This window comes from Streptomyces spectabilis, from assembly GCF_008704795.1.
Classification (GTDB): Bacteria; Actinomycetota; Actinomycetes; order Streptomycetales; family Streptomycetaceae; genus Streptomyces; species Streptomyces spectabilis.
The window spans coordinates 606,744-631,378 of sequence record NZ_CP023690.1; the positions used below are offsets into that span (position 1 = coordinate 606,744).

Genomic DNA, 24,635 nt, shown 5'->3' on the forward strand with positions numbered 1-24,635 from the left:
GTACGACCGGCATCTCGGTCCCGCGCCGTTCACGGCCCGTCCCGCACCGTCCGCAGAGCCGGCACCCGCGCCGGCCGGCCTCGGGAACGGCTACGCCATCGCCGTGGTGGGAACGGGTCCGCGGGGCATCTCCATCCTCGAACGCCTGGGAGCGCGGCTGCTCGGCAAGCGGCCCGCGCGCCCCCTCACGATCTACGCCATCGACGCGGACGAGGTCGGTTCCGGCCGGGTCTGGCGTTCGGGCCAGCCGCCGTGGCTGTCGATGAACAACCGCTGCGGCGAGGTCACGATGTTCTCCGGCCCCGCCGACGACGGCGCCTGGCGCCCCGGTGCCGGGCCGACGTTCGCCCAGTGGTGGCAGCGCGTGGACGCCCGCTTCCCCGGCCCCGACGCGTACGCGCCGCGCAGCCTCTACGGGCGCTACCTGCGCTTCGTCCTCGACGTCGTGGAGACGAACCTGCCGCACGACGTGCGCCTGGTCCGGGTGCCGGGCCTCGTGAGCGGCATCGAGAAGCGCGCCGGACGGTTCGAACTCCGCGTCGGGGACCGGCTGATCACCTGCGACCAGGTCGCCGTCTGCAGCGGCCATCCGCGCGAGCAGTCCGCGCGCCCCGTCCTGGCGGGGCGGCCCGCGTCGGAACGGCGGCAGCGCCGCGCGCCCGCACGCGCCTTCGACGGCACCGGACGCCTGGGAGTGCTGCCCGGCAGCGTGATCGGCATCCGCGGGCTCGGCCTCACCTTCCACGACGTCGTCGCCATGCTCACGGTCGGCCGCGGCGGCCGCTTCGCCGGGCACGGCCACGACTGCGTCTACGTGCCGAGCGGGGACGAGCCCGACCTCATCGTGGCGGGTTCGCGGAGCGCCCTGCCCATCCCGACCCGCGGTGCCGCGCAGCGGCCGTTCGACTTCCGGTACGCGCCCCGCCTCTTCACGCCCGAGCGGATCGCCGGCCTGCGGGCGGCGGGACCGCTCGACTTCCGCAGGGACGTCATGCCCTGGCTCCTGGCCGAAGTGAACCTCGCCTTCTGGCAGCGCCGCCTCGGCCCGGACTCCTTCGCGGTCCTGGAACGCCGGCTCGCGCTCCTGCCGCCCAACGGTGCCGAGGTGATGCACGGGCTCCGCAGGACGGCGTCCGACCTCGGCTGCGACGAGGTGCTGTCCCTTGACGACCTCGCCCACCCCTTCCGGGGACGGACCTTCGCCGATCAGGGCGCGTTCCGCGACGAGCTCGTACGGCTCCTCTCCGACGACGTCGGGGAGGCGATGCGCGGCGAGGTGGACGGCGCGCTGAAGGCCGCCATGGAGGTTGTCCGGGACGTACGGCCGACGGTGCGGGCCGCCGTGGACTTCGGCGGGCTCACGGCCGCGTCCCACAAGGACTTCGTGGAGCGCGTCGGCCCGATGCTCGCCTTCCTCTCCACCGGCCCTTCCGCGGTACGGTCCTGCCAGCTCATCGCGCTGATGCGGGCGGGCCTGCTCGAAGTCCTCGGCCCCCAGGCCCGGTTCACGGCCCACGACGACGGGTTCGTCGGCCATTCGCCGCTGGTCGCCGACTACAGCGTCTTCTGCTCGGACGTCGTCGACGCCCGTGTCCGGCAGCCCGACATCGACGGCGACGCGGGACCGCTGGCCAAGAGGCAGCGGGACGCCGGGGCCTGGCGCCCGCACGTGTGCGCCGGTGATCCGGCGTTCCGCACGGGCGGCGTCGACGTCACCACGGCGCCCTACCATCCCATCGCCGCCGACGGCTCGGTGGAGCGCCGGATGTACGTGCTCGGCATCCCGACGGAGTCAACCCGCTGGTTCATGCAGGTCGGCATCGGCCGTCCGGGCCCCTGGGGCGAGTTCTTCCGCGACGCGGACACGATCGCCCGAGCGGCCCTGGACCAGGTCGAGCTGACCGGCCTCCCCGCCGCGGACGGACCGCCTCTCGGGGCGTGCGACATGGACTACTGCTTCGGCCCGCAGCACCCGGACGGGGCCTCCCTTTCCGAGTACTGAACTACTGAGTACGGAACCCATGGAGGTGTGTCGTGGAAAGCAAGGTCCTCAACGACAAGGTGGCGGTGGTCACCGGCGCGGCCCGGGGCATCGGCAGGGCGATCGCGCAGCGGTACGTCGAGGAAGGCGCGTACGTCGCCGTCGCGGACGTCGACGCCGTGGCGGCCGAGAAGACCGCGGCGGAGCTCGGCGAGCGGGCCTCGGCCTTCGCCTGGGACGTCGCGGACACGGCGGCGGCGCGCGCCATGGTGGAGCGGGTGTCCCTCCGCTTCGGCAGGATCGACATCCTCGTCAACAACGCGGGCGTCTTCGACATGCAGCCGATCCTGGAGATCACCGAAGCCGAGTACGACCGGATCTTCGACATCAATGTGAAAGGCCTGCTCTTCACCCTCCAGGCGGTCGCGAGGGACATGGTCGACCGCGGCGTAACCGGAAAGATCATCAACATCGCGTCCCAGGCCGGGCGCAGGGGCGAGCCGCTGGTCGCCGTGTACTGCGCGAGCAAGGCCGCGGTCATCAGCCTGACGCAGTCCGCGGGCCTCGCCCTCATCCGGCACGGCATCAACGTCAACGGCATCTCGCCGGGCGTCGTCGACACCTCCTGGGACAACGTCGACGCGCTGTTCGCCAAGTACGAGAACCGGCCGCTCGGTGAGAAGAAGCGGCTGGTCGGCGAGGCCGTGCCGTTCGGGCGCATCGGGCAGGCCGACGACCTGGTGGGCGCCGGCGTGTTCCTGGCCTCGCACCACGCGGACTACATCGTCGCCCAGACGCTCAACGTCGACGGCGGCAACTGGATGAGCTGACGGGCGGCGGCGCCCGCAGGAGACGGAGGCGGTTATGGCGGTACCGGGGCACGACAGGCGCGAGGCGATCGCGGCACCGGCCGGAGGCGGTCCGGCGCACGGCGGCGCGGAGGAGGTGCCGGATGCCGCGCTCGTCGTCGTCTCCATCGACGGCCTCTCCTCGCTCAAGTGCGGCATCGGCTGTGTCGTCCACTGGTTCTTCGAGGCGATCGACGAGATCGTGGCGTCGACCGCGGAGCTGCGGCACGACAACTGGTCGCTGCACGCGCTGAGCCCGCGTCTCGACCCGGCGTCCGACGACTACGCGAGCGACATCGTGGCCGACGTCGCCACCGCCTGCGGCCGGTACCGCGGGGACTTCCGGTGGTTCGACGTGACGGACAACTCCTCCCTGAAGAACGTCTGGTCGCTCGACGACGTCGACCGCTGGCGCGCGATGTGCGAGAGCGCGGCCGCGGAGATCCGGGGGCTCGCCGAGGGCCGGAGCCGGGTGACCGTCCTCGCGCACGGCACGATGTTCGCCACCCTCAGGTCTCACCTGGCGGCGTGGCCCAACGTGCAGTTGATCTACATGACGCACACGCTCGGCCGGGTCTTCCTCGACGCCAACTCGCGCAACAGGACGTCGTACGAGGACGAGGGCTTCGCCCTGATGCGGACCGCGACCCGGGACAGGATCGGCTTCGTCGGCACCTACTACCGCGACGTGCTGCTCACCGAGTACGACCGGCGCGAGCAGGACCTGGTCCCGTTCCAGAACGCGGTCTACATCCGCTCGCGCCGGTTCGGTGAACTGGCCGGGGCCGGGGCGGGCGGCGACCTGGGGCCGGTGCCGGGCGACAAGCGGCTCGTCTTCTCCTGGGGCCGGTGCGTGCCGCAGAAGGGCTTCGACGTGGTGATTCCCGCGTTCGGCGCCTTCCTGCGCGAGCGGGACGACGCCGAGGACTGGCATCTGGTGCTGCTCGCGCCCCAGGAGGTCGCGGCGGCGGAGTACGTGGCGTCGCTGCGCGAGCAGCTGCGGGAGCTGCCGCCGGGCAGCTACACCTTCGTCGAGCACTTCGAGCCGCTGCTGCCGTTCCGGATCCTGGCGAGCCCGGCCCTGGAGATCTGCGTGTTCGCCTCCCGGTTCGAGGCGGGGCCGCTCACCCTCATCGAGGCGCTCGCGTTCGGCCACGAGGACGTGAGCATCGCGTGGCACGACATCCCGCCGATGCGCCACCTCCTGCGGGACCAGCCCAAGACGTTCGGCTTCGCTCCGCTGCGGGCGCGGGAGATGGCGGAGGCCATGCTGCGGGCGGCGGACGACGGGGGCGGGATCGTCAAGGGCAGCGTCATCGACTTCGCGACGAGCATGTCGGCCGGTCTGTCGGCCTCCTTGAGCTGGTGGGACACCTCGGAAGCGTGAAGGAGAGCAGCATGATCCGCCTGTGCGCGGCCCTGTTCTGCGTGTTCGGCTTCACGCTCGGCAGTTGGCAGGCGTCGCTCCCCGACCTCGTGCGCGATCTGGACATGTCCCCGCTGGAACTGGGTCTCTGTCTCACCGTCGGGTTCGCCGGAGCGCTGCCCGCCATGTTCCTGGGCGGGCGACTCATCGCCAGGTTCGGCGCCAAGGGGCTGCTCATGGCGGGGGCGGCCGGCATGGCCCTGGCGCTCGTGGGCGTGGGGTGCACGGACTCGTACGTGGTGCTCGTGCCGTTGGTCCTCGTCCTGCTGGGCTGCCAGGGCTCGTTCGACGTCGCGATCAACGCGGTGGCGATCGCCATCGAGCAGCAGTCGGGCAAGCAGATCCTCGCCTTCATGCACGGGGCGTTCAGCCTGTCCGCCGCGGCGGGGGCGCTGTGCTTCGGCGCCTACCGCCCGCTCGGATTCCGCGTCGGCTACTTCGGGGTCGCGGTCGTCCTCGCCCTCTTCGTGTGGTGGATGGCGCACCGCCACGCCGTGCCCGAGGCGAGGTCGTCGACCGCGCCCGGGACCGGGGCCGAGTCCGTGCCGCGGGACCGGCGCGTCCTGCTCGGGGCCGACGTCCTGCTGGTCGCGGGCATCGTCGGCGTCTCCTTCCTCGGCTCCGGCATCCTCGAGAACTGGTCCGCGATCTACGTCCGGGACACGGTCAGCGATCTGGCGATCATCAGCTCCTTCGGCCTCGCGAGCTTCCACGGGGCGATGGGGCTCGGCCGCGTCCTGACGTCCGCCGTGCTGCGCTACGTCGACCGCCTGGTGACCATCGCCGCGTGCGGGCTCCTCATGGCGGCCGCCATGGTGTGGTCGCTGTTCGCGCCGGGCCCGGTGCAGGCGGTGGCAGCGCTCTTCATCGTCGGGATCCTGCTGTCCGGCATCGCGCCGATCGGCTTCTCGGTCGCCGGGGACCTGCGGCCCGACCGGGTCGGCGAGGTCAGCTCCACCGTGGCGATCGCCGGATACGCGAGCTTCCTCGTGGGGCCCGTCCTGGTCGGCGTCCTGGCGGACCTGCTCGGGCTGCGCGCCGCGCTGGGGTCGGTGGTCGTCGTCGGCGTGGTGATCAGCCTGCTCGCGCTGCTGCTCAAGGGGCAGCCGCGGAGGGCACCGTCAGCGCACGATCCGGTCGCGGGCCGGCTTGAGGGGGCGGAGCGATGAGGTTCGATCCCGACTACACGTATCGCATGCCGGTCGCGTTCGGGCCGATGCCGGGCCCGCGCCAGGCGCTGCCCGGCTGCGAGCCCCGGGGCGGGGAAGCCTCCATCACCTCGTACGCGCTCCGCTTCACGACGACGGCCGAGGCGTTGGGTGAACTGCTCCCGCCCCGCTTCGCCCTGAACGGCGAGCCGGTCGTGACGGTGGAGTACACCGAACTGACCGATGTGCCCTGGCTGGCCGGGCGGGGCTACGACACCTTCGCGGTCAAGCTCCCGGTCCGCTTCGAGGGCCGCCACGACAAGGTGACGGGTTCCTTCGTCGCCGTCGTCTGGGAGAACATGGCCGACCCGATCATCACGGGCAGGGAGGAGCTCGGCTACGCCAAGCTCTTCGCCGATCTGACGTCCCGGCCCGCGGGGCCCCACGCGCACCGCTGCGAGGCGTCCTGGGACGGCCACGCCTTCGCGGAGCTGGAGTTCGAGCGGATCACCGAGGTGCCGCCCGAGCCCGCCTGCGCGCAGGACGGCGTACTCAACTTCGGATACGTCCCCGGCGTGGACGCCGGATCGCGACCCGACCGCACGGGCGCGGTGCTCACGCCCGCCGTCGACGGCGTGGAGGTCGTCGGACAGGCGACGGCGACCGGCCGCGTCCGCTTCGTGAGGTCGTCGTGGGAGCAGCTGCCGACCTTCTACAACGTCGTCAACGCGCTGGAGCGCCTGCCGGTGCTGAGCCAGGGGCCGTGCGTCGTGCGCCGGCTTCGGCGCGACATCGAGAACCGCGGCCAGAGGCGCCTCGTATGACCAGGAAAGTACTCGCCGTCGACCTCGACGAGGTGTCGGCCGACACGGTCGCCAAGCGGCTCGAACGGTACGAGGAGGACTACGGCGAGGCGCTGTCGCGCGAGGCCATCCACGGCAGGCAGATCCGCGAGGCCGTGCCTCCCGAGCGCAGCGTCCAGGTCGAGGCGTGCCTGGACGAGCCCGGGTTCTCGCGGGACGTGCCCGTGATGCGGGACGCCCGCTGGGTCCTCGAGGACCTTGCCGGACGCTTCGAGATCATCTTCGCCACCTCGGCGATGGACCACCCCGTGTCCTTGCGCGACCGCTATCTGTGGCTCCAGGAGTCCTTCCCCTTCGTACCGGACCGCGGCTATGTCTTCTGCGGCTCCAAGCAGTACGTCAAGGCGGACTACCTGATCGACGACAACCCCCGCAACCTGGAGCTCTTCACGGGGCGCGGCCTCCTCTTCGACGCGCACCACAACGTGTCCGAGGACCGCTTCCACCGGGTCTCGTCATGGCGGGACGTACACCGGTACTTCACGTCAGCGGTCACCCATTCACACACGGGGTGAGTGGACCGCGCCCACCGGCAACTACGCTCCTCGGTGGGTTCGGCAGTGAGCCCGTCTACCGCTCCCCGTCCGACCGGGCGGGGAGCGGGAGACCCTCGCCGGGCGGTGGTGACGACGGGACCGGGCTCGCCGACGAGGCCTCCTGCTCCTGGCGCCGCAGGCTCAACTGGCGTTCCAGTTCACCGCGCAGGGCCGGGGGCAGCTCGGCGGTGTGCACCCACTCCACGAGCTGTTCGGCGACGACGCGCAGCTTCGTGTTGGTGCGCATGGACACTTCCCGCAGCACGTCCCACGCTTCCTGCGGGCTCAGCCCTCCCCTGGCGATGACGACCCCGATGGCCTGGTCGACCGTCGCGTGGGAGTGCAGCGCGTGCCGCAGCTGTTCCACTTCTTCCCGCAGAGCCCGCACCTCGGCGGAGTCCGGGGCAGGTTGTGGCTCGGGCCCGCCACGGGGTACGGCGAACGGCATGGGGGCCTCCGATCCCGCAGGGCGTGCGTCCGCCTCCAGGCTCCTTGCCGCGGCACGACCGCGCAACCCCCGCCCGACGCCGATCGGTCCTGCGCGGCCGGTCAGTCGGCCTCGTGCTCCTGGATCCGGGTGTAGAGGGCGGCGAGGGCTTCCACTTGAGCGCGCAGCGCCCAGGGACTGACCGGTTTGATCAGGAACCCGGCCGCTCCGAGGCGGAAGGCGCGCTCCGCCAGCTCGTCGCTGCGTCCCACCCCCGTGATCAGGATCACCGGAAGCTGCCGGGTCTGGTCGAGGCGGCGCAGATAGCCGAGCACGTCCAGGCCGTCGAGGCCGGGCATCAGCAGGTCCAGGAGCACGACGGCGACGTTCTCGCGCAGCACCGTGCGCAGGGCCTGTTCGCCGCTGGTGGCGCGCAGGACGCGACGCTTCAGGGGAAGGAGCACCTGCTCCATGGCGAAGAGGTTGTCCGTGTGGTCGTCGACGACCAGTACCGCGTACGAGTCCCGTGGCGCACGGCCGCGGCTGTGGGTCGAAGCGGCGGGTTCCGTGCCCGGGGTGGTGGGCGTGAGGGCCGGGGCGTGGTGCGCGGGGGCGGGGGTGTGGTGCGCGGGAACCGGCGTGTGGTGCGCAGGCGGCAGCCTCATGGGCGATGTTCTCCAGATGACGCGCGAAGAGCACGAAGTGGCCGCTGCCTGACCATCTTCCAGGCCGCCACCTTAGCGCTGCCCGCCGTCCCCCACGCGCCACTCCGGGCGCTCATCCCACTATCCGAGGATCTCCACGGGGTGTGACGTCGTCGTTCGCCTCGCCGCACGTGCCGTCCGGCAAGATCCACGGGCAGGGGTCAGGCTTCTGTGCCCTGTTGACGCGGCCCTTCACCACCGCGGCCACGTGGCGGCGAAGGACCTCAGAGCTGTGGTCCCAACCCTGTCCCCCACGAGTCGCCAGCCCGCGTCCTCTCACACCGGTCTCTTCCGGCGGCCCCGCGGCACCGAGAGGCGCGGGCCCCGGTCTCAGGCGGTGAGGAGGGAGTCGTCCTCGGGCCGGGCGCCGGGCAGCTGGTGACGGGCCGCGATGAGAGCGGTGTCGACGTCACGGGTGCCCGTGGACACGCACAGCGTGTAGGCGACGTCGTCCATGCGCTGCCGGACCTGCGGGCTGCCGTCCTGGGCGTGCAGGATCCGCAGCGTCTCGTACTGCTCGACGAGGTTGCGCAGAATCGCGGGGTGGGCCATGAGCATGGGGAACCTCCCTGGTCACCGGACTTCCCTGGAACACACAGCGACCGTGTGCCCCGACTCCCGGCCGCCATGCGCGGGTGCGGCGGGCCCCGTCGCGGACCCGGCTGTAAATCGCTTGCCCTGGCCACGGGTCGGCGTTGCACTGGGGCCGGGCGCCACGAGGTGTGGTGCCCGTATCCCGAGGAGGCAGCAGCACCGATGGAGATTCGTTCCACGACCGGTGACGACCTTGGCGTCTTCGTCGACACGGTCCACGCGGCGTTCGGGCGCTTCCCCGAAACCCCGGTCGAGGGCGGCGGGCTGTGGTGGTCGGCGCTCGAAGCGGACCGCTGTCTGCTCGCCACGACGGCGGAAGGGCGGCCCGTCGGCACCGCCGCGGCGCACTCCTTCGAACTCACCCTGCCCGGTGAGATCCTCGTCCCGGCCTCCGGGGTGACCGCCGTCGGCGTCCTGCCCTCGCACCGGCGCCAGGGCGTCCTCAGCGCGATGATGCGCCATCAGCTCGCCGAGCTGCGGGCCCGCGGGGAGTTCCTCTCCGTGCTGCTGGCCTCCGAGGCCCCGATCTACGGCAGGTTCGGCTACGGACCGGCGACCTATACGGCCCGCCTGACGGTCCCGCGCCACCGAGCCGCCCCCACCCTCCCCCGGGCACGCGCGGCGGCCGCCACGCAGGAGACCGGAGCGGTCGAGGTGCTGCGTCGCGCCGAGTGCGGCGAGGTGCTGGAAGAGGTCTACGACCGGTACCGCCGCGCGCAGCCCGGCGCGCTGTCCCGGCCGCACCGCTGGTGGGCCCTGCGCGCGGGGCAGCCCCCGATCTCTCCGGCGCCGCGTCACGTCGCCGTCCACCGGGACGCCGACGGCGTCCCGGACGGCTACGCCAGCTACTCGATCGGCGAATCGCAGACCTTGACGGTCGACGAGACCATCGCCACCGACGACGCCGTCTTCACCGCCCTGGCCCGGTTCGTGCTAGGGCACGACCTGGTCTCCCAGGTCGTGTTCAAGCACGTCCCGCCCGGGCACCCGCTGCGCTGGCAGTTCGCGGACTTCCGCGCGGGCGAGGTGAGCGGCGACACCGACTGGCTGTGGGTGCGCCTGCTGGACGTCCCGCGGGCGCTGACCGCGCGGGGCTGGTTCACGGACGGCGAGCTCGTCCTCGACGTCGAGGACCCGTTCCTGGGGGAGCACGGCCGCTACCTCCTGACCGTCCGGGACGGCAAGGCCGACTGCGTGCCGACGGACCGGGAGCCCGACCTGTCCCTGGACGTGCGCGACCTGGGCTCGGTCTACCTCGGCGGCACCGCCCCGAGCACGCTCGTACGCGCCGGACACATCCGGGCCCACCACCGGGAAGCGGCCGCTGTGGCCGACGCCATCTTCCGCGCGGACCGCTCCCCGCACTGCCTGCACTGGTTCTGACGGGTATCGGCCGCACGGCGTGAGCCGCCCCGCCTACACGGCGGGGCGGCTCTCCGGCGCGTGGTCAGCGGTCGTCGCGGTCGCGCAGGGAGTCGCGGACGCCCTGGGCCCGCTCGCGTGCCTCGTCCGCGGCCTCCCGCATCTTGGCCTTGGCCTGATCGGTCTTGCCTTCGGCCTCCATGCGGTCGTTGCCGGTGGCCTTGCCGACCATTTCCTTCGCCTTGCCCTTGGCCTTGTCCACGCCCATGATCACTCCTTTGTGGGTTGGGGGTGTCTGTCACGCTATGAGGGATTCGGGCGGTGTGCATCCGGAGGAGGCCGCCGCGTGCGGACGCGCCTCGGCTCCGGACGCCGCCTGTGCGGCCGGAAGGACGTCGACGCTGTTCTGGTACTCGCTCACCGTCTTGTTGGCGAAGTGTTCCGAGTAGAACGCGCCGGGGCGCACCAGGTCTTCGCCGTCGGCGTTCTTGGGCGAGCCGTTCGGATGGAGCTGGGTGAAGCAGGTGGCGCACGGGTGCTTCGTACCGCCGAGGTGCCCGGGGGGGCACGCCGCCGTTGTGCGCGAGGACGCGGAGCTCCGCGTGCCAGGCCAAGTGGGCTTTCGAGGACACGCCGTTGGCCGCGACGACGAGCTTGCCGTTCGTGTCGACCGCCGCCCGCACCTCCACGGGATGGAAGAAGGTACGGGTCCCCGGCGGTCATTCCCTGATGCGTTCCAGCGGCGCGGCGTCCGCCATGTGGGCCAGCTCCTCCAGGTCCGAAGAGCCGAACTCCTCCGCGCTGTCGAGGTCCATGAGGTCGTCCCGCGCGGCGCGCCGCACCGGGGCGGACCGGCCGGGGGCCATGTGGTCCGCGCCGTCCGCCGCCGCTCTCTGGACGGTGACGGACGGGGCGGTCTCCCATCCCGCGGCGAAGGCGTCGCCCTCGACGTCCGCCGTCCGCTCCGAGGACTGGTTCGGATCGGTGACGGGCATCCCCGAGCCGTTGTCCACGCCCGTCTCCGGCTGGTTCCTGAAGTTCTTGTCGAGGTGGCTGAACTCGTGCCCGATGAGCGACAGGTCCTGGGTCGCTCCCGGCGGCAGGAACACATGGGCGCCGATCGTCATGGCGCGGGCCCCCATCGCCTCGATGGCGCGCTGCGCCACCGGCCCCGTGTGGAACCGGGCGGCGGAGAAGTTGTTCTGGTAGAACGACTCCGCCCGAGCGATCAACGGGCCCGGAAGCGAGCTGGTCGGAGAGTTGAAGGCGTCATTGATCAACGCCTGGTGATCGGTCGCGCCACCTTCCTGCGCACCGCCGTGGCCGCATCCGGGCCCGTGGGCGTGCCGCTCCTCCTCCAGCAGGCGCGCGACGGCTCCGTTGCCCGCCAGGCGCTGGATCGTCATGACCTCCGAGGGGTTCATCGGCCCGCGCGCCGGCCCTCCGGGGGCGGACCCCGCCGGGCGGCGGCGAGCACGGCCTTCTCCCCCGGGCTTCTCCTTGGATGGCTCTTCGTGTGCCCGCACGGGACCCCTTCCTGCACAGCGTTCTCCTCCGACCGTTGTAGTCGGCAGCCACCTGGACGAGCAGGGCCGTCAGGGCAGACCGCGGGGCATACCGCACGACACCACGGACCAGGCGCGCTGTCGCGAAGAGCGTGGTGTTCCCCGTGGTCACGGATCGACCGCCCGATGGTCACCAGAACTTCACACGCGGCGGCCGATGCCGGGCGCCGCGCCGGGCACCCGAAGGCGTATCGCCGGCCGGGAGGGTTCCACGTGCTGATCGCCGTCGCCATTCTGTTGCTGCCGGTCCTGGCCGTGCTGCTGTACGCGATGGATCGCCTTGAGGGCCGGTTGTTCGACGACTCGCCGAAGGCACGCCATGCGCGGGCGCGGCACCTGCGCCTCGTGCACAGCACCGCCGAACCCCGGGGACGGCGTCGGCATGCCGAGCGGCGCGCACGCCGGGACGCCGCGTGAGCCGCCCGCGCTACGCCTTCGTCGGATCTCGTAGGCACCATCCCGGCTGTTCGGGGTACCCGCACCCACCGGGGCGTGGCGCCATGGCGCCCCGGGCCGGAAAACAGCCCCAGACAGGAGGTGATCGCTGTGTCGAGTACGCAGCCTCGCAGCGGGCCTGACCCACACGCGCCGGGTTCGGAACCGGTGAGCGAGCTGGTGCAGCGCGCGTCGCAACAGCTGACCGAGCTGGTGCGGGGCGAACTGCGCCTGGCGCAGGCGGAGATGAAGGAGAAGGGCAGGCGGTACGGCAAGGGCGGCGGCCTCTTCGGCGGGGCCGGTGTGGTCGGGTTCCTGATGCTGCAGGCCCTGGTGGCGACCGCGATCGCCGCGCTCGCGGTGCCGCTGCCGGTGTGGGCCGCGGCCCTCGTCGTGACCGGGGTGCTCGGGGCGGTCGCCGCGCTGATGGCGGTGACGGGGAAGAAGGAGGTCTCCCGGGCCGCGCCGCCCGTGCCGGAGAAGGCGATCGAGAACGTGAAGGCCGATGTGGCCGAGATCAAGGAGAGTGCGCACCGATGACCCAGCTTCCGCACGAGGACGACTCGGCCGGGACCCCGCGCGAACTGCGCGAGCAGGTCGAGCGGACCCGCCACGAACTCGCCGGGACGGTCGAGGCCCTCGCGGCCAAGGCGGACGTCAAGGCCCGCGCCCACGACAAGGCCACCGAGGTGAAGGAACAGGCCGCCGCCAAGGCGGGCGAGCTCAAGGAGCAGGCCGCGGTCAAGGCCAAGGAGTTCAAGGCCAAGGCCGCCGACGCCGCTTCCCGCGCGCAGGACAAGCTGCCCGACCCGGTCAAGGACAAGGCCGTCCAGGCCGGCGAGCAGGCCCGCGCCCAGGCGGCCAGGACCGGCCGTGCCTGGGAGGAGAAGGCGCCCGAGCCGGTGCGTGCCAAGACCGCCGAGGGCGCGCGGATGGCCCGCAACCACCGCACCGCGCTGCTGGCGGCCGGTGGTGCCGCCGTCGTCGTGTGGTGGGCGTACCGCCGACGGAACGGATGACCGCATGAAGGCATCGAGGATCGCCTACAAGCCGGTCGGTCTCGCCCTCGGCGCGGTCAGCGGCATGGTCGCCGGAGCGCTGTTCAAGAAGACCTGGAAGGTGGTCGTCCGGGACGAGGACGCCCCGGACGCCACCGACGAGCAGCGCGCCTGGAGCGAGGTGCTGCTCGCCGCCGCCCTGCAGGGCGCGATCTTCGCCGCGACCAAGGCCACCGTGGACCGCGCGGGCGCCACCGCCGTACGCCGCCTGACCGGGACCTGGCCCGACTGACGGGGCAGCGCGTTGGCGAGCGCGCTAGCGCAAGGAGCGGGCCCGCTTCAGGACCTCAGCCGGGGCCTTGGCCACCGATCCAGTGTCGAAGGGGGGCTGCGGGTCGTACTCGGTGTACAGCTGGATCGCCTGCGCGGTCACCTCGTCGGTGAGCAGCGCGGCCAGCTGGACGGCCATGTCGATGCCGGAGGAGACCCCGGCCGAGGTGATCACACGGTCGTGCCGGACGACCCGGTCGGGGGTGTACTCGGCTCCGTACGACTCCAGTTGGGCGGCCGCGTCCCAGTGGGTGGTGGCGGTCAGGCCGTCCAGAAGACCGGCCGCGCCGAGCACCAGGGAACCGGTGCAGACGGAGGTGGTGAAGCGGGTGCCCGCGTGCATCCGCCGCACCCAGTCGAGGAAGTCGGGGCTCTCCGCCATGGTCCGGGCGCTGCCCCCGCCCGGGATCAACAGGACGTCGCAGCGCTCCACCTCGGCGTACCCGGTCGCGACGTGCACGGGCAGGGAGCCCAGCGTGTCCTGCACGAGCCCGGGTGCGGAGCCGACGAACCGCACGGTGGCACCGGGGAGGTACGCGAGGATCTCGTAGGGACCGATGGCGTCGAGCGGCTCGAAGTCGTCGAAGAGCGGGATCACTATGTCCATGCGCCGCAGCATAACCACCGCCCGGCGGGCCTCAGCGGGGCCACGGATGCGGCGTCGCGGGAGTCCGTATTCCTGACGCCCCACCCCATGAGGACGAGCGCGAGCAGGCCCGGGCCGCCCGGCTCTTCGTCCCGCGCCCAGGAGTTGGCAGGGCGGCGCACAACCCGCCGGGGTCCGTGGTCCGCGGGGAGCCGCAGGTCAGAGAGGGGCGGAAACGGGGGCCCGTGGGATGCTGGGCGCATGAACCTGGAGGACCTGAGGCGGCTGCGCCGCGCGAAGGACGTGATGGACCGCCGCTACGCGGAGCCGCTGGACGTCCCGGCGCTCGCGAAGGTCGCCCTGATGTCGTCCGGCCACTTCTCGCGCAGCTTCCGTGCGGCCTACGGGGAGACGCCGTACAACTACTTGATGACCCGCCGCATCGAGCGGGCGAAGGCGCTGCTGCGGCGCGGCGACATGAGCGTCACCGAGGTGTGCTTCGCGGTCGGCTGTACGTCACTGGGGTCCTTCAGCTCGCGCTTCACCGAGCTGGTCGGTGAGTCGCCGAGCGCGTACCGGGCCCGGGACCACGAGGCGGGCGCCGCGATCCCGGCGTGCGTCGCCAAGGTCCACACGCGGCCGCTCAGGAACGGGGGGCCGGCGCGCGAGCAGGGCGCGGCCGAGGGGTCTGACCTGGCCGGGCGCGGGAACGGCGCTTCGCGGGCCGCCGGGAATCCCGTCAGGATCGGAGAAGCGGATTCGGGCGGCGCCTCGTAGCGTCGAGGCATGGACATCAAGCTCTCGCAGTGCTTCATCGCAGTCGACGACCACGACAAGGCGCTCGCCTTCTACCGCGACGTCCTCGGCATGGAGGTGCGCAACGACGTCGCCTTCGAGGGGATGCGCTGGGTGACCGTCGGTTCCCCCGCCCAGGACGTGGAGATCGTCCTGGAGCCGCCGCTCGCCGACCCCAACGCCGCCCCGGCCGACCGGCAGGCGATGGCGGAGCTGCTCGCCAAGGGCCTGCTGCGCGGCGTGATCTTCACGACCGACGACGTCGACGCCACCTTCGAACGCGTCCAGGCCGCGGGCGCCGACGTGCTCCAGGAGCCCATGGACCAGCCCTACGGCGTGCGCGACTGCGCCTTCCGCGACCCGGCGGGCAACATGCTCCGCTTCAACCAGCCCCGCAAGCAGTAGAACCCCGCCGAAGCCCCCTGCGGTAGGGTCCCGGCCCATCGCCGCGGGAGGCTCCGCCGATCGGATCGCGCAAGGCGACAGGGGCGGAGGCCGCGCGGGCGGCCCCGCGGAGACACATGGAGACACGATGAGCAAGGCCACGAGGACGCACACGCAGTCGCCTGCGCCGCACGTCGCCGACACCCACGACCTGATCCGCGTGCACGGCGCGCGCGAGAACAACCTCAAGGACGTCAGCGTCGAGCTCCCGAAGCGGCGGCTCACGGTGTTCACCGGGGTCTCCGGCTCCGGCAAGAGCTCGCTGGTCTTCGACACGGTCGCCGCCGAGTCGCAGCGAATGATCAACGAGACCTACAGCGCCTTCGTGCAGGGCTTCATGCCGACCCTCGCCCGGCCCGAGGTGGACGTGCTCGACGGTCTGACCACCGCGATCATCGTCGACCAGCAGCGGATGGGCTCCGACCCCCGCTCCACGGTCGGCACCGCCACCGACGCCCACGCGATGCTGCGCATCCTCTTCAGCAGACTCGGCAAGCCCCACATCGGCCCGCCCAGCGCGTACTCCTTCAACGTCGCGTCGGTGCGGGCGAGCGGCGGCATCACCGTCGACCGCGGCGCCGCCAAGACCAGGACCGTGAAGGCGACGTTCAACCGCACCGGCGGCATGTGCACGCGCTGCGAGGGCCGCGGCTCGGTCTCCGACATCGACCTCACCCAGCTCTACGACGACTCCAAGTCGCTCGCCGACGGCGCGTTCACCATCCCCGGCTGGAAGTCGGACAGCCAGTGGACCGTGGGTCTCTACGCCCAGTCGGGCCTCCTCGACCCGCACAAACCGATCCGCGGGTTCACCAAGAAGGAGATGCGGGACTTCCTCTACGGCGAGCCGAGGAAGGTGAAGGTCAACGGGGTCAACCTCACCTACGAGGGGCTGATCCCCAAGATCCGGAAGTCGTTCCTGTCCAAGGACAAGGAGGCGATGCAGCCCCACATCCGCGCCTTCGTGGAGCGGGCGGTCACCTTCACCACCTGCCCCGAGTGCGACGGGACCCGGCTGAGCGAGGGTGCCAGATCGTCGAAGATCAAGAAGATCAGCATCGCCGACGCGTGCGCGATGGAGATCCGCGACCTGGCGACGTGGGTCCGCGGGCTCACGGAGCCGTCCGTGGCGCCGCTGCTCACGGCGTTGCAGCAGAGCCTCGACTCGTTCGTGGAGATCGGTCTCGGCTACCTCGCGCTCGACCGGCCCTCGGGCACGCTGTCGGGCGGCGAGGCGCAGCGCGTCAAGATGATCCGCCACCTCGGCTCCTCGCTCACCGACACGACGTACGTCTTCGACGAGCCCACCATCGGTCTGCACCCGCACGACATCGAGCGGATGAACAAGCTGCTCCTGCGGCTGCGGGACAAGGGCAACACGGTGCTCGTCGTGGAGCACAAGCCGGAGACGATCGCGATCGCCGACCACGTCGTGGACCTGGGCCCTGGCGCCGGTACGGAGGGCGGCACGGTCTGCTTCGAGGGCACCGTCGACGGCCTGCGCGCCAGCGACACCGTCACCGGACGCCACCTCGACGACCGGGCCGCCGTCAAGAAGACGGTGCGCGAGGCGACCGGAGCCCTGGAGATCCGCGGCGCGAACGCGCACAACCTGCGGGACGTCGACGTCGACATTCCGCTCGGGGTGCTCACCGTCGTCACGGGCGTCGCCGGGTCCGGCAAGAGCTCGCTCGTGCACGGCTCGATCCCCGCCGGTGAGGGCGTGGTGTCGGTCGACCAGAGCCCGATCCGCGGTTCGCGGCGGAGCAACCCGGCGACGTACACGGGCCTCCTCGACCCGATCCGCAAGGCGTTCGCCAAGGCCAACGACGTGAAGCCGGGGCTCTTCAGCGCCAACTCCGAGGGCGCCTGCCCGAACTGCAACGGCGCCGGGGTCATCTACACCGACCTGGCGATGATGGCCGGTGTCTCCACGACCTGCGAGGAGTGCGAGGGCAGGCGGTTCGACGCCTCGGTCCTCGAATTCCGCTTCGGCGGCCGCGACATCAGCGAGGTGCTCGCGATGTCGGTGACCGAGGCCGAGGAGTTCTTCGGCGCGGGTGAGGCCCGCACTCCGGCCGCGCACAAGATCCTGCGGCGGCTCGTCGACGTCGGCCTCGGCTACGTCAGCCTCGGCCAGCCGCTGACCACGCTGTCCGGCGGTGAGCGGCAACGGCTGAAGCTGGCCACGCACATGGCGGAGAAGGGCGGCGTGTACGTCCTCGACGAGCCGACCGCGGGTCTGCACCTCGCCGACGTCGAGCAGTTGCTGGCCCTGCTCGACCGGCTCGTGGACTCCGGCAAGACCGTCATCGTCGTCGAGCACCACCAGGCGGTCATGGCGCACGCCGACTGGATCGTCGACCTCGGCCCCGGCGCCGGGCACGACGGCGGCCGGATCGTCTTCGAGGGCACGCCCGCAGAGCTGGTCGCCGCCCGCTCCACCCTCACCGGCGAGCACCTGGCGGCGTACGTCGGGGCCTGACGCCGGTCAACCGCCCGCGTGCGGGCGGGAGTCGAGCGGCGCGTACGGCGGGACGCGCGCCTCGCCCGCCGCCTCCCGCAGCACGTCCCGCAGCATCGCCGGGGTCAGCCGGCCGGTGAACGTGTTGCGCTGGCTGACGTGGAAGCAGCCGTACAGGGTGATCTGCCCCGGACCGTCAGCGCCCGGTGTCCCGCGCTCCAAGGTGACGCGGGCGCCGTGCGCGAACCTCGGGCGCGGCCTGGGCACCCGCCACCCGGCCGCAGCGAACGCGGGCAGGGCCGCCTGCCACCCGAACGCCCCGAGGACCACCGCCGCCCGCAGCCGGGGCGCGAGCACCTCCAGCTCCTGGACCAGCCAGGGCCGGCAGGTGTCCCGCTCCCCCGGCGTGGGCTTGTTCTCCGGCGGCGCGCAGTGCACCGGCGAGGTCACGCGTACGCCGCGCAGCGTCAGCCCGTCGTCCAGGGACACCGACAGCGGACTCGACGCGAGCCCCAGCTCGTACAGCGCCGCGTACAGGACGTCTCCGGAGCGGTCGCCGGTGAACATCCGGCCCGTCCGGTTGCCGCCGTGCGCGGCGGGCGCGAGCCCGATGACGAGGAGCGAGGCGTCCGGCGGCCCGAACCCGGGCACCGGCCGCGCCCAGTACGTCCAGTCCTGGTACGCGGCCCGCTTCACCCGCCCGACTTCCTCGCGCCACGCCACAAGACGCGGGCAGGCCGCGCACTCCGTGACACGGGCGTCCAGTTCAGCCAGGGGTTCCATACCGCGCACCTTCCAGGAACGGGACGATCGCGTCGCGGAAGTGGTCGTTCCGGTCGCCCGCCACCATGTGCCCGGCGCCGGCCACGTCGACGCGCCGGGCGAGCGGGACCTCGGAGCAGAACTCCTCGGCGACGTCCTCGCGCACCACGTCACTGATGCCGCCGCGCACGAGCAGCAGGGGCACGGCGGCGCGGCGCGCGGCGGCGAGGACCCGCTCGGCCCTGCCGGGCGGGTCCATCCGGCCCTCGAAGCAGTCCAGGATCCGGGGGTCCCAGTGCCAGACCCAGCGATCGCCGTGGCGGCGCAGGTTCTTCCGCAGCGTTTCGGGATCGTCCGGAGGCGGGCGGTGCGGGAGGTAGGCGGACACCGCCGCGGCCGCCTCCCCGACGCTGGCGAATCCGTCCGGCCTGCCGCGCATGAACTCGACGATCCGGCGGACCCCACGGCCGTCGGGCCGGTGGGCGACGTCGACGAGCACCAGCGCGCGCACCGCCGCCCTGGGCGGCTCTCCGGCGGCGAGCAGCGCGCTCAGGCCGCCGAGCGAGGCGCCGACGATCACGGGCCGTCCGCCGAGCGCGGCGACGAGCGCCCGTACGTCGTCGGCGAACAGGTCGAGGTCGTAGTCGCCGTCGGCCGACCACTCACTGGTGCCGTGCCCGCGCAGGTCGGGGGCGATGACCTGCCACCCGAGGGCGGCCAGGTGCGGGCCCGTCCGGTCCCAGGCGTGCCGTGTCTGGCCACCGCCGTGCAGCAGGAGGAGGGGCGGTGATGACGCCTCGCCCCACACGTCGGCCGTGAGCCCGATTCCGCCGCGGCCCGCGAACCTCCGGGACAGGGCGCCGGACGTCACCGTGCGCCCCTGGTCCGCAGCGGCGACAGGAGTTCGTCGCGGTGGGCGTCGGTGGCCGCCGCGGCGAGTACGACGTCCAGGGCGAACAGGGCACGTGCGAGGAACCGGTCGTCGTCGATCAGGGCGGCGACCCACTGGTGCAGTGCGCCCACGCACGAGGTGCCGACGGCGGAGGCCAGCGCGTCCGTGTCGACGTCGTCGCGCAGGAGGCCCTGCGTCCGGGCGTCCGCCAGCGCCCGGCGGAGCTGGACGAGCGGACTGCGGGCGAACACCAGGCCACTCGCCTCCCATTCGCGCACCATGCGCCGCGACACGACCGGATCGCCCACGAACAGCTCGACGGTCGTGGTGACCACCTCCCTCGGGCCGCCGCCCGACGCCTCCAGACGGCGCTCCAACTCGTCCGTGAAGCCGTCGGCGAGCGCCTCCCAGATCTTGTCGCGCGGTCCGATCAGGTTGTACACGGTGGCCGGGGCGACCTCCGCCCGCTCGGCGATCCGCTCGGTGCCGATCACCGAATCCGGGCCGTCCCGGAGGAGTTCGCGCGTGGCTTCGAGGATCCGGCTGCGCCGCTGGGCCTTGTGCCGCTCGCGGAGCCCCCCTTCGACCGGCCGCATACGCACACGCCCCTTCCCCACGCCTGAGCTTCCATGAGCTCCCATGAACTTCCATAATTAGAGCCTTCTCTAAATTTAGGGATGCCTCTGGAGACGGTCAAGCATCGCTCCCGCGCAACGCTCTGACCAGGCAGGGAGCGGAGGGATCGGCCACTCGGCCGTATCGGCACATCGGCCTGGGAAGCCGGGCGGCGAAAGGGAACGCACCCCTCCTTTCCACCGTCCTCCCAGCCATGACCACTGCAACCCGCCGGGCGGCGCACCTCACGGCCGCCTCCGCCGCCTTCGCTCTGACGCTCGCCTGCGGCACCGCCGCCGCTCAGGCGGCGGCCCCCGGCAAGCCCGCATCGCCGCGACAGGCCACCACCGCCGGGACCACGAGCAACGCGGCGAGCCTGACCAGCTATCGGCTCGCCCCCGGCCTCCTCAAGATCACCGGCGGCCGGACGGCGGGCAACCCGTCCCAGGTCCACGGCGTGCTCGGGATGCCCAAGGGCAAGGGGCCCCACCCGGTCGTCGTCGTCCTGCACGGCACCCACCACAACTGCGTGACCACGAAGGACGCGTCCGACGTCGTCGCCCGCCGGCCCGTGAAGACCCACTGGCCGCTGGTCTGCGCCAAGCCCGGGAAGCCGGAGCGCGGCCTCGGACCGGACTATCTGCGGCAGAACGTGGGCCTGTCGCACGTCGTGCAGGCGCTCACGCGCAAGGGGTTCGTCGCCGTCTCCATCGACGTCGTGTCCCCGGAGAACTGGTGGGGCGGCGAGACCGACCCCACCAAGGGCTACACCGATCTGGTCAGCGCCCATCTGCGGCTCCTCTCCGACCTCAACAAGGGAATCGACCACGGTCTGAAGATCCCCGGGGTCAAGGGGCGGATCGACACCTCCCGCGTCGGCCTGGTCGGGCACAGCCGGGGCGGCGGCTACGTCCTGTCCCCCAAGGCGGCCCAGCGCGCCGGGCTCTTCGGCACCGTGGCCATCGAGCCCGCCGAGAACGCCGAGCCCGCTCCGCACAAGGTCCCGGTCCTCAACATCCGGGGCGCCTGCGACGAGGACGTCGACCCGCAGGCCGGGCGTTCGACGATGAAGGCGCTCGCGAAGTCGGGCTCGACCAAGGTCGCGGCGGACGTGCTCCTCGCGGGGACAGGACACCGGATGATCAACACCAATCTCGCCCCCACCGACAAGGGCGGCGGCATCGGCCCCTGCAAGCCCTCCAAGGTCGCGTCACCGGCCGCCGCCCGCGCCCAGGCCGCACAGCTGACCGCCGCGTTCCTGGAGCAGGCGCTGCGCAAGGCCCCCTCCTACCGGCTCCCCGCCCTGAGCAGCCTCGCCCCCAAGGGCGGCAACCTGCGCAAGGGCGGCCCCGGCCTCACCTTCCACCCCGCCCGCCCGGAGACGTTCACCGACCCCCGCACCATCCGTGAGGTCTCGTCGAAGCAGCGGCTGCTGCCCGCCATTCCCAAGAACCTGAAGGTCAACAAGCGGCCGGACGACGGGATCTGACGTACGAAGGCCGCGGCGTCCGCCCTCGGGAAACCCGGGCGGCCGCCGCGGCCACGGCATGCGCCGCGTCCCGGCGCGCCGGAGGCCACCACTGGCCGTCGCTCACCCTTCGGGCGGGCGGACGGTCGTTCGACAACAGTTCAGTCACGCGTCCGCCCAGCCCCTTCGATTGCGCCTTTCCGGTACGTCTGCGGCAAGGAAATGCTCGGACCTGGCGGGTATCACTACCGTATGCATGGTCCTTGACCGGCACTGCCGTGTACCTCCGGAAGGCACCGCCATGGCCGCCGCCTCACCCTCGTCCCTGCACGTGGACATCGTCTCGGGGTTCGACCCCGCCCTGGTGCGCGTACACGGAGATCTGGACATCGCCAGCGCGCCCTCGCTGCGGGCCGCCCTGGCGCCCCTGCTGCACCGCCGCGTGGAGCTGGACCTGACCGACGTCGCCTTCATCGACTCGTCCGGGATCAACGCCCTGACCGCGCACCATCGGCACTGCGGCCTCGCGGGCGGCCGCATCACCGTGATCGAGTCCTCGCGGCCGGTCCAGCGGGTGCTGCACATCACGGGAGTCGACGCGATCCTGACGCACCCGCGTGATCCGGAGGACCCGGACCGCGGCCGACGCGAGGATCCGCCGCGCACGCCCTGAGCCGGGAGAGCCAGGACCGGAGCGCGTACGAGTCGTCGCAGCGGGCGGCCATCAGGCCATAACGCGCGCGGGCGGTCAGGCGACCATCACGCCGTCCTGGCCGTCACGCGTCGAGGCCCTCACCATGAAGCGCCCGCCGCCCCGGCCCTGCGCCAACTCCCCCTGTCCTGACGCGATCTGACGGTACGAAACACAACCATTACCGCACCCCTTCCAACACACTCGAACACGCTCTACCGTAATCCCACACTGCCGACAGGCAGCTGACGTCACTCCACGTTCGCCGGGCCAGAGACTTCTCCTCACCCCCCTGGAGCGCCCCATGGATCGACGCGACTTCCTGATCATCAGCGCCCTCACCCCGCTCGCCGCCACCTGGGCCACCGAGGGCCACGCCGCCGCCCGGGGCTCCGGGGCCGCCGCGGGCCACACGTTCGGATTCTCCGCGGACGGCAGCCAGTTCCTGCTCGACAAGGAGCCCTTCCAGATCCGCAGCGGTGAACTGCACCCGTGCCGCATCCCCGTGCCGTACTGGCGCCACCGCATCCGGATGGCCAAGGCGATGGGCCTGAACACCATCGGCGTGTACCTCATGTGGAACTACCTGGAGGAGCGTCCGGGCGTCTTCGACCTGACCACCGACCGGCGCGACTTCGCCGCGTTCGTCCGGCTGTGCCAGGACGAGGGCATGTGGGTGCTGTTACGCCCGGGGCCCTATGTGTGCGCCGAGTGGGACCTGGGCGGACTGCCCGCCTGGCTGCTCCAGGACCCCGAGGCCGAGATCCGCGTACGGGCCGCGGCCGACCCGCGCTACATGGCGGCGGTCCGCCGCTACGTCAAGAAGATCGCACCGGTCGTGAGACCCCTCCTCGTCGCCAACGGCGGCCCCGTCCTCATGGTGCAGATCGAGAACGAGTACGGCTCGTTCGGCGACGACGCCACGTACGTCGACGAGATCCGCAGGGCCTGGCTGGACGCGGGCGTTCCCGGGCCGTTCTACACCCAGGACGGCCTGGCGCAGGTCAAGGCCAACCGCACCAACGTGCCCGGCGGAGCCATCGGCCTGTCCGACGGGGACGCCGCCGCCATCGCCGACTGCCGCCGCGCCTTCCCCGCGGTACCGGCGTTCATCGGCGAGTCCTGGGCCGGCTGGTTCACGGCGTGGGGCGACAGCGGGTTCGGCGGCATCGGCAAGGACAAGTCGCCGATCCTGCGCGGCCTCATGCAGGCCAAGCTGTCGTTCAACATCTACATGATCCACGGGGGCACCAGCTTCGGCTACTGGGCCGGGGCCAACTCCGCGGACGACGGCAGCGGTTACACCCCCGACATCACCAGCTACGACTACAGCGCGGCGATCACCGAGCAGGGCCGCCCGACCGCGAGCTACACCGCGTACCGCTCCCTCATCGACAGCTACCTGGACGAACCGCTGCCCCCGCTCCCGGCGGCCGTCGCCACCATCACCCCGAGCCCGGTGACACCCAGGGCGTACGCCTCGCTGTGGGACAACCTCCCCCCGGCACTGCCCGCGTCCCGTACGGTCACCGCCCAGCCCATGGAGACCTATGGGCAGAACTCGGGGTTCGTCCTCTACCGCCGCCCGCTGTCCGGGTACACCGGCGCGACCCTGCACGTCACCGGCGTGCACGACTACGCCACGGTGTTCCTCGACGGCGCCTACCAGGGCGGCTTCAGCCGGGTCGCCCTCTGGCCGTCGTACGCCGGACCGCTGAAGGTCACCACCGGCAGCAGCCTGCCCCTCGGCGACGCGGGCACGACCCCGACGCTCGACATCCTCGTGGCGGGCCTGGGCCGGGTGAACTTCGGGCACTACGTCGACCGCAAGGGCATCACCGGGCAGGTGTCGCTGTCCGACGCGGGTGCGCTCGACGGCCCGCTCACCCGGTGGCAGACCCACTCGCTGCCCGTCGACGAGAAGTTCGTGGCCTCGCTGCGCCCGGCCATCAGCGACCGCGACAGGGGCGGCCTCTTCTTCCGCGCCGCCCTCACCCTCGACCGGACCGGCGACACCTACCTGGACATGTCCGCCTGGACCAAGGGCGTGGTCTTCGTCAACGGCCACAATCTCGGCCGCTACTGGTCGATCGGCCCGCAGCAGCGCCTGTACTGCCCCGCCCCATGGCTGCGGACCGGTCGCAACGAGATCGTCGTCTTCGACCTGCACCGGACGGCACCCGAGCCCATCGGCTTCGCCGCCGCCCTGCAGAGCGCGTACGTCCTCACCAACCGGCGCAGCGGCAAGGTCCTCGACGTTCCCGACGAGTCGACCGCACAAGGCGTCCAGCTCATCCAGTGGCCCCGCCACGGCAAGGCCAACCAGCAGTGGCGCCGCACCACGCTGTCCCACGGGCTCACGACCTTCGCCAACTCCCTTTCAGGGCACCACATCGACGTCCACAGCGAGTCCACGACCCCCGGCGCACCCGTCATCCAATGGCCCGCCACCCGCGGCGCCAACCAGCAGTGGCGCCTCGCCGACACCGGCGGCGGCTACGTGAAACTCGTCAACGTCCACAGCGGCAAGGTGCTCGGGGTCGAAGCCGACTCCACCGCGGACGGAGCGAAGATCGTCCAGCAGAACGACACGGACGCCACCAGCCAGCACTGGCACCTCGACGAGGTCTAGTCGTCGCGGCCCGGGACCGCGCGTCGGCATCAATCGTCCCAACCTACTCCTGTTCACTGCCCGTCCGGG

At 72.0% G+C, this 24,635-nt stretch carries 26 protein-coding genes; 17 read left to right on the top strand and 9 right to left on the bottom strand.

Annotated elements, in window-relative coordinates; all coding sequences use genetic code 11:
• Nucleotides 1-103: 103 nt before the first annotated feature.
• The 6 genes from CP982_RS02470 to CP982_RS02495 are packed head-to-tail and all read left to right on the top strand — an operon-like array spanning nt 104 to nt 6,781.
• Nucleotides 104-2,002: an FAD/NAD(P)-binding protein gene (locus CP982_RS02470; RefSeq protein WP_170316329.1), complete on the top strand. Its 1,899-nt coding sequence runs from the start codon at nt 104-106 to the stop codon at nt 2,000-2,002.
• Nucleotides 2,003-2,034: 32 nt separating this feature from the next.
• Nucleotides 2,035-2,811, top strand: a complete 777-nt coding sequence (locus tag CP982_RS02475; RefSeq protein ID WP_150508928.1) for an L-iditol 2-dehydrogenase — start codon at nt 2,035-2,037, stop codon at nt 2,809-2,811.
• 34 nt (nt 2,812-2,845) lie between these two features.
• The gene (locus CP982_RS02480; RefSeq protein ID WP_150508929.1) at nt 2,846-4,216 is read left to right on the top strand and encodes a glycosyltransferase; all 1,371 of its coding nucleotides are present in this window, start codon (nt 2,846-2,848) and stop codon (nt 4,214-4,216) included.
• An 11-nt stretch (nt 4,217-4,227) separates the two neighbouring features.
• Nucleotides 4,228-5,424, top strand: a complete 1,197-nt coding sequence (locus tag CP982_RS02485) for an MFS transporter (protein WP_150508930.1) — start codon at nt 4,228-4,230, stop codon at nt 5,422-5,424.
• Nucleotides 5,421-6,227: an acetoacetate decarboxylase family protein gene (locus CP982_RS02490; RefSeq protein ID WP_150508931.1), complete on the top strand. Its 807-nt coding sequence runs from the start codon at nt 5,421-5,423 to the stop codon at nt 6,225-6,227. Before CP982_RS02485 ends, CP982_RS02490 begins: the two co-directional genes overlap by 4 nt.
• Entirely contained in the window at nt 6,224-6,781 is a 558-nt protein-coding gene (locus tag CP982_RS02495; RefSeq protein WP_150508932.1) for a 5' nucleotidase, NT5C type, read from the top strand. The genes CP982_RS02490 and CP982_RS02495 overlap by 4 nt, the downstream gene beginning before the upstream one ends.
• A gap of 55 nt (nt 6,782-6,836) precedes the next feature.
• On the opposite strand, the gene CP982_RS02500 is transcribed toward CP982_RS02495, so the two are convergent.
• The 3 genes from CP982_RS02500 to CP982_RS02515 form a co-directional block, all read right to left on the bottom strand.
• Complete coding sequence (locus CP982_RS02500; protein ID WP_150508933.1) at nt 6,837-7,250, bottom strand: ANTAR domain-containing protein; 414 nt, start codon at nt 7,248-7,250, stop codon at nt 6,837-6,839.
• 101 nt (nt 7,251-7,351) lie between these two features.
• On the bottom strand, nt 7,352-7,894 hold the full coding sequence (locus tag CP982_RS42075; RefSeq protein WP_184925643.1) for a response regulator: 543 nt from the start codon (nt 7,892-7,894) through the stop codon (nt 7,352-7,354).
• A gap of 369 nt (nt 7,895-8,263) precedes the next feature.
• Nucleotides 8,264-8,491, bottom strand: a complete 228-nt coding sequence (locus tag CP982_RS02515) for a DUF5133 domain-containing protein (protein WP_150508934.1) — start codon at nt 8,489-8,491, stop codon at nt 8,264-8,266.
• Between the two features lie 198 nt (nt 8,492-8,689).
• Here CP982_RS02515 and CP982_RS02520 point away from each other — a divergent pair, with 198 nt between their 5' ends.
• Nucleotides 8,690-9,910: a GNAT family N-acetyltransferase gene (locus CP982_RS02520; protein ID WP_150508935.1), complete on the top strand. Its 1,221-nt coding sequence runs from the start codon at nt 8,690-8,692 to the stop codon at nt 9,908-9,910.
• 64 nt (nt 9,911-9,974) lie between these two features.
• Here CP982_RS02520 and CP982_RS02525 read toward each other — a convergent pair whose 3' ends face one another.
• Together CP982_RS02525 and CP982_RS02530 are read right to left on the bottom strand one after the other, a co-directional pair.
• Entirely contained in the window at nt 9,975-10,157 is a 183-nt protein-coding gene (locus CP982_RS02525) for a CsbD family protein (RefSeq protein WP_150508936.1), read from the bottom strand.
• Nucleotides 10,158-10,608: 451 nt separating this feature from the next.
• Nucleotides 10,609-11,295, bottom strand: coding sequence for an eCIS core domain-containing protein (locus CP982_RS02530; protein WP_229879250.1), 687 nt, complete (start codon nt 11,293-11,295; stop codon nt 10,609-10,611).
• A gap of 372 nt (nt 11,296-11,667) precedes the next feature.
• Between CP982_RS02530 and CP982_RS02535 the strand changes: the two genes are divergently transcribed.
• The 4 genes from CP982_RS02535 to CP982_RS02550 all read left to right on the top strand — a co-directional run bounded on the left by CP982_RS02535 (nt 11,668) and on the right by CP982_RS02550 (nt 13,179).
• The gene (locus CP982_RS02535; RefSeq protein WP_150508937.1) at nt 11,668-11,871 is read left to right on the top strand and encodes a hypothetical protein; all 204 of its coding nucleotides are present in this window, start codon (nt 11,668-11,670) and stop codon (nt 11,869-11,871) included.
• 186 nt (nt 11,872-12,057) lie between these two features.
• Nucleotides 12,058-12,429 carry a phage holin family protein gene (locus CP982_RS02540; protein WP_150508938.1) on the top strand — a complete coding sequence of 124 codons (372 nt, stop codon included), beginning with the start codon at nt 12,058-12,060 and terminating at the stop codon, nt 12,427-12,429.
• On the top strand, nt 12,426-12,908 hold the full coding sequence (locus tag CP982_RS02545; protein ID WP_150508939.1) for a DUF3618 domain-containing protein: 483 nt from the start codon (nt 12,426-12,428) through the stop codon (nt 12,906-12,908). The genes CP982_RS02540 and CP982_RS02545 overlap by 4 nt, the downstream gene beginning before the upstream one ends.
• A gap of 4 nt (nt 12,909-12,912) precedes the next feature.
• The gene (locus CP982_RS02550) at nt 12,913-13,179 is read left to right on the top strand and encodes a DUF4235 domain-containing protein (RefSeq protein ID WP_150508940.1); all 267 of its coding nucleotides are present in this window, start codon (nt 12,913-12,915) and stop codon (nt 13,177-13,179) included.
• A 24-nt stretch (nt 13,180-13,203) separates the two neighbouring features.
• Here CP982_RS02550 and CP982_RS02555 read toward each other — a convergent pair whose 3' ends face one another.
• Nucleotides 13,204-13,824, bottom strand: coding sequence for a DJ-1/PfpI family protein (locus CP982_RS02555; protein WP_150508941.1), 621 nt, complete (start codon nt 13,822-13,824; stop codon nt 13,204-13,206).
• Between the two features lie 240 nt (nt 13,825-14,064).
• On the opposite strand from CP982_RS02555, the gene CP982_RS02560 reads away from it, so the two are divergent.
• The 3 genes from CP982_RS02560 (at nt 14,065) to CP982_RS02570 (ending at nt 17,527) form a co-directional block, all read left to right on the top strand.
• Nucleotides 14,065-14,580: a helix-turn-helix transcriptional regulator gene (locus CP982_RS02560; RefSeq protein WP_150508942.1), complete on the top strand. Its 516-nt coding sequence runs from the start codon at nt 14,065-14,067 to the stop codon at nt 14,578-14,580.
• Between the two features lie 9 nt (nt 14,581-14,589).
• The gene (locus tag CP982_RS02565; RefSeq protein WP_150508943.1) at nt 14,590-15,003 is read left to right on the top strand and encodes a VOC family protein; all 414 of its coding nucleotides are present in this window, start codon (nt 14,590-14,592) and stop codon (nt 15,001-15,003) included.
• A gap of 127 nt (nt 15,004-15,130) precedes the next feature.
• A complete protein-coding gene (locus CP982_RS02570; RefSeq protein ID WP_150508944.1) occupies nt 15,131-17,527 on the top strand; it encodes an ATP-binding cassette domain-containing protein in 2,397 nt (798 codons plus the stop codon).
• Nucleotides 17,528-17,533: 6 nt separating this feature from the next.
• Here CP982_RS02570 and CP982_RS02575 read toward each other — a convergent pair whose 3' ends face one another.
• Genes CP982_RS02575 through CP982_RS02585 form a run of 3 tightly spaced genes read right to left on the bottom strand, consistent with a single transcriptional unit; the run spans nt 17,534 to nt 19,756 of the window.
• Complete coding sequence (locus tag CP982_RS02575; protein WP_150508945.1) at nt 17,534-18,289, bottom strand: uracil-DNA glycosylase; 756 nt, start codon at nt 18,287-18,289, stop codon at nt 17,534-17,536.
• The gene (locus CP982_RS02580; protein WP_150508946.1) at nt 18,273-19,139 is read right to left on the bottom strand and encodes an alpha/beta fold hydrolase; all 867 of its coding nucleotides are present in this window, start codon (nt 19,137-19,139) and stop codon (nt 18,273-18,275) included. Before CP982_RS02580 ends, CP982_RS02575 begins: the two co-directional genes overlap by 17 nt.
• Entirely contained in the window at nt 19,136-19,756 is a 621-nt protein-coding gene (locus CP982_RS02585) for a TetR/AcrR family transcriptional regulator (protein ID WP_150508947.1), read from the bottom strand. The genes CP982_RS02580 and CP982_RS02585 overlap by 4 nt, the downstream gene beginning before the upstream one ends.
• 233 nt (nt 19,757-19,989) lie before the next feature.
• Here CP982_RS02585 and CP982_RS02590 point away from each other — a divergent pair, with 233 nt between their 5' ends.
• From CP982_RS02590 to CP982_RS02600, 3 genes are all read left to right on the top strand, one after another.
• Nucleotides 19,990-21,264, top strand: coding sequence for a dienelactone hydrolase family protein (locus tag CP982_RS02590; RefSeq protein WP_184925646.1), 1,275 nt, complete (start codon nt 19,990-19,992; stop codon nt 21,262-21,264).
• Nucleotides 21,265-21,544: 280 nt separating this feature from the next.
• Nucleotides 21,545-21,916 (top strand): STAS domain-containing protein, encoded by a 372-nt coding sequence (locus CP982_RS41495; protein ID WP_170316330.1) that lies wholly within the window; start codon nt 21,545-21,547, stop codon nt 21,914-21,916.
• 322 nt (nt 21,917-22,238) lie between these two features.
• Complete coding sequence (locus CP982_RS02600) at nt 22,239-24,566, top strand: beta-galactosidase (protein WP_170316331.1); 2,328 nt, start codon at nt 22,239-22,241, stop codon at nt 24,564-24,566.
• Nucleotides 24,567-24,635 lie beyond the last annotated feature (69 nt).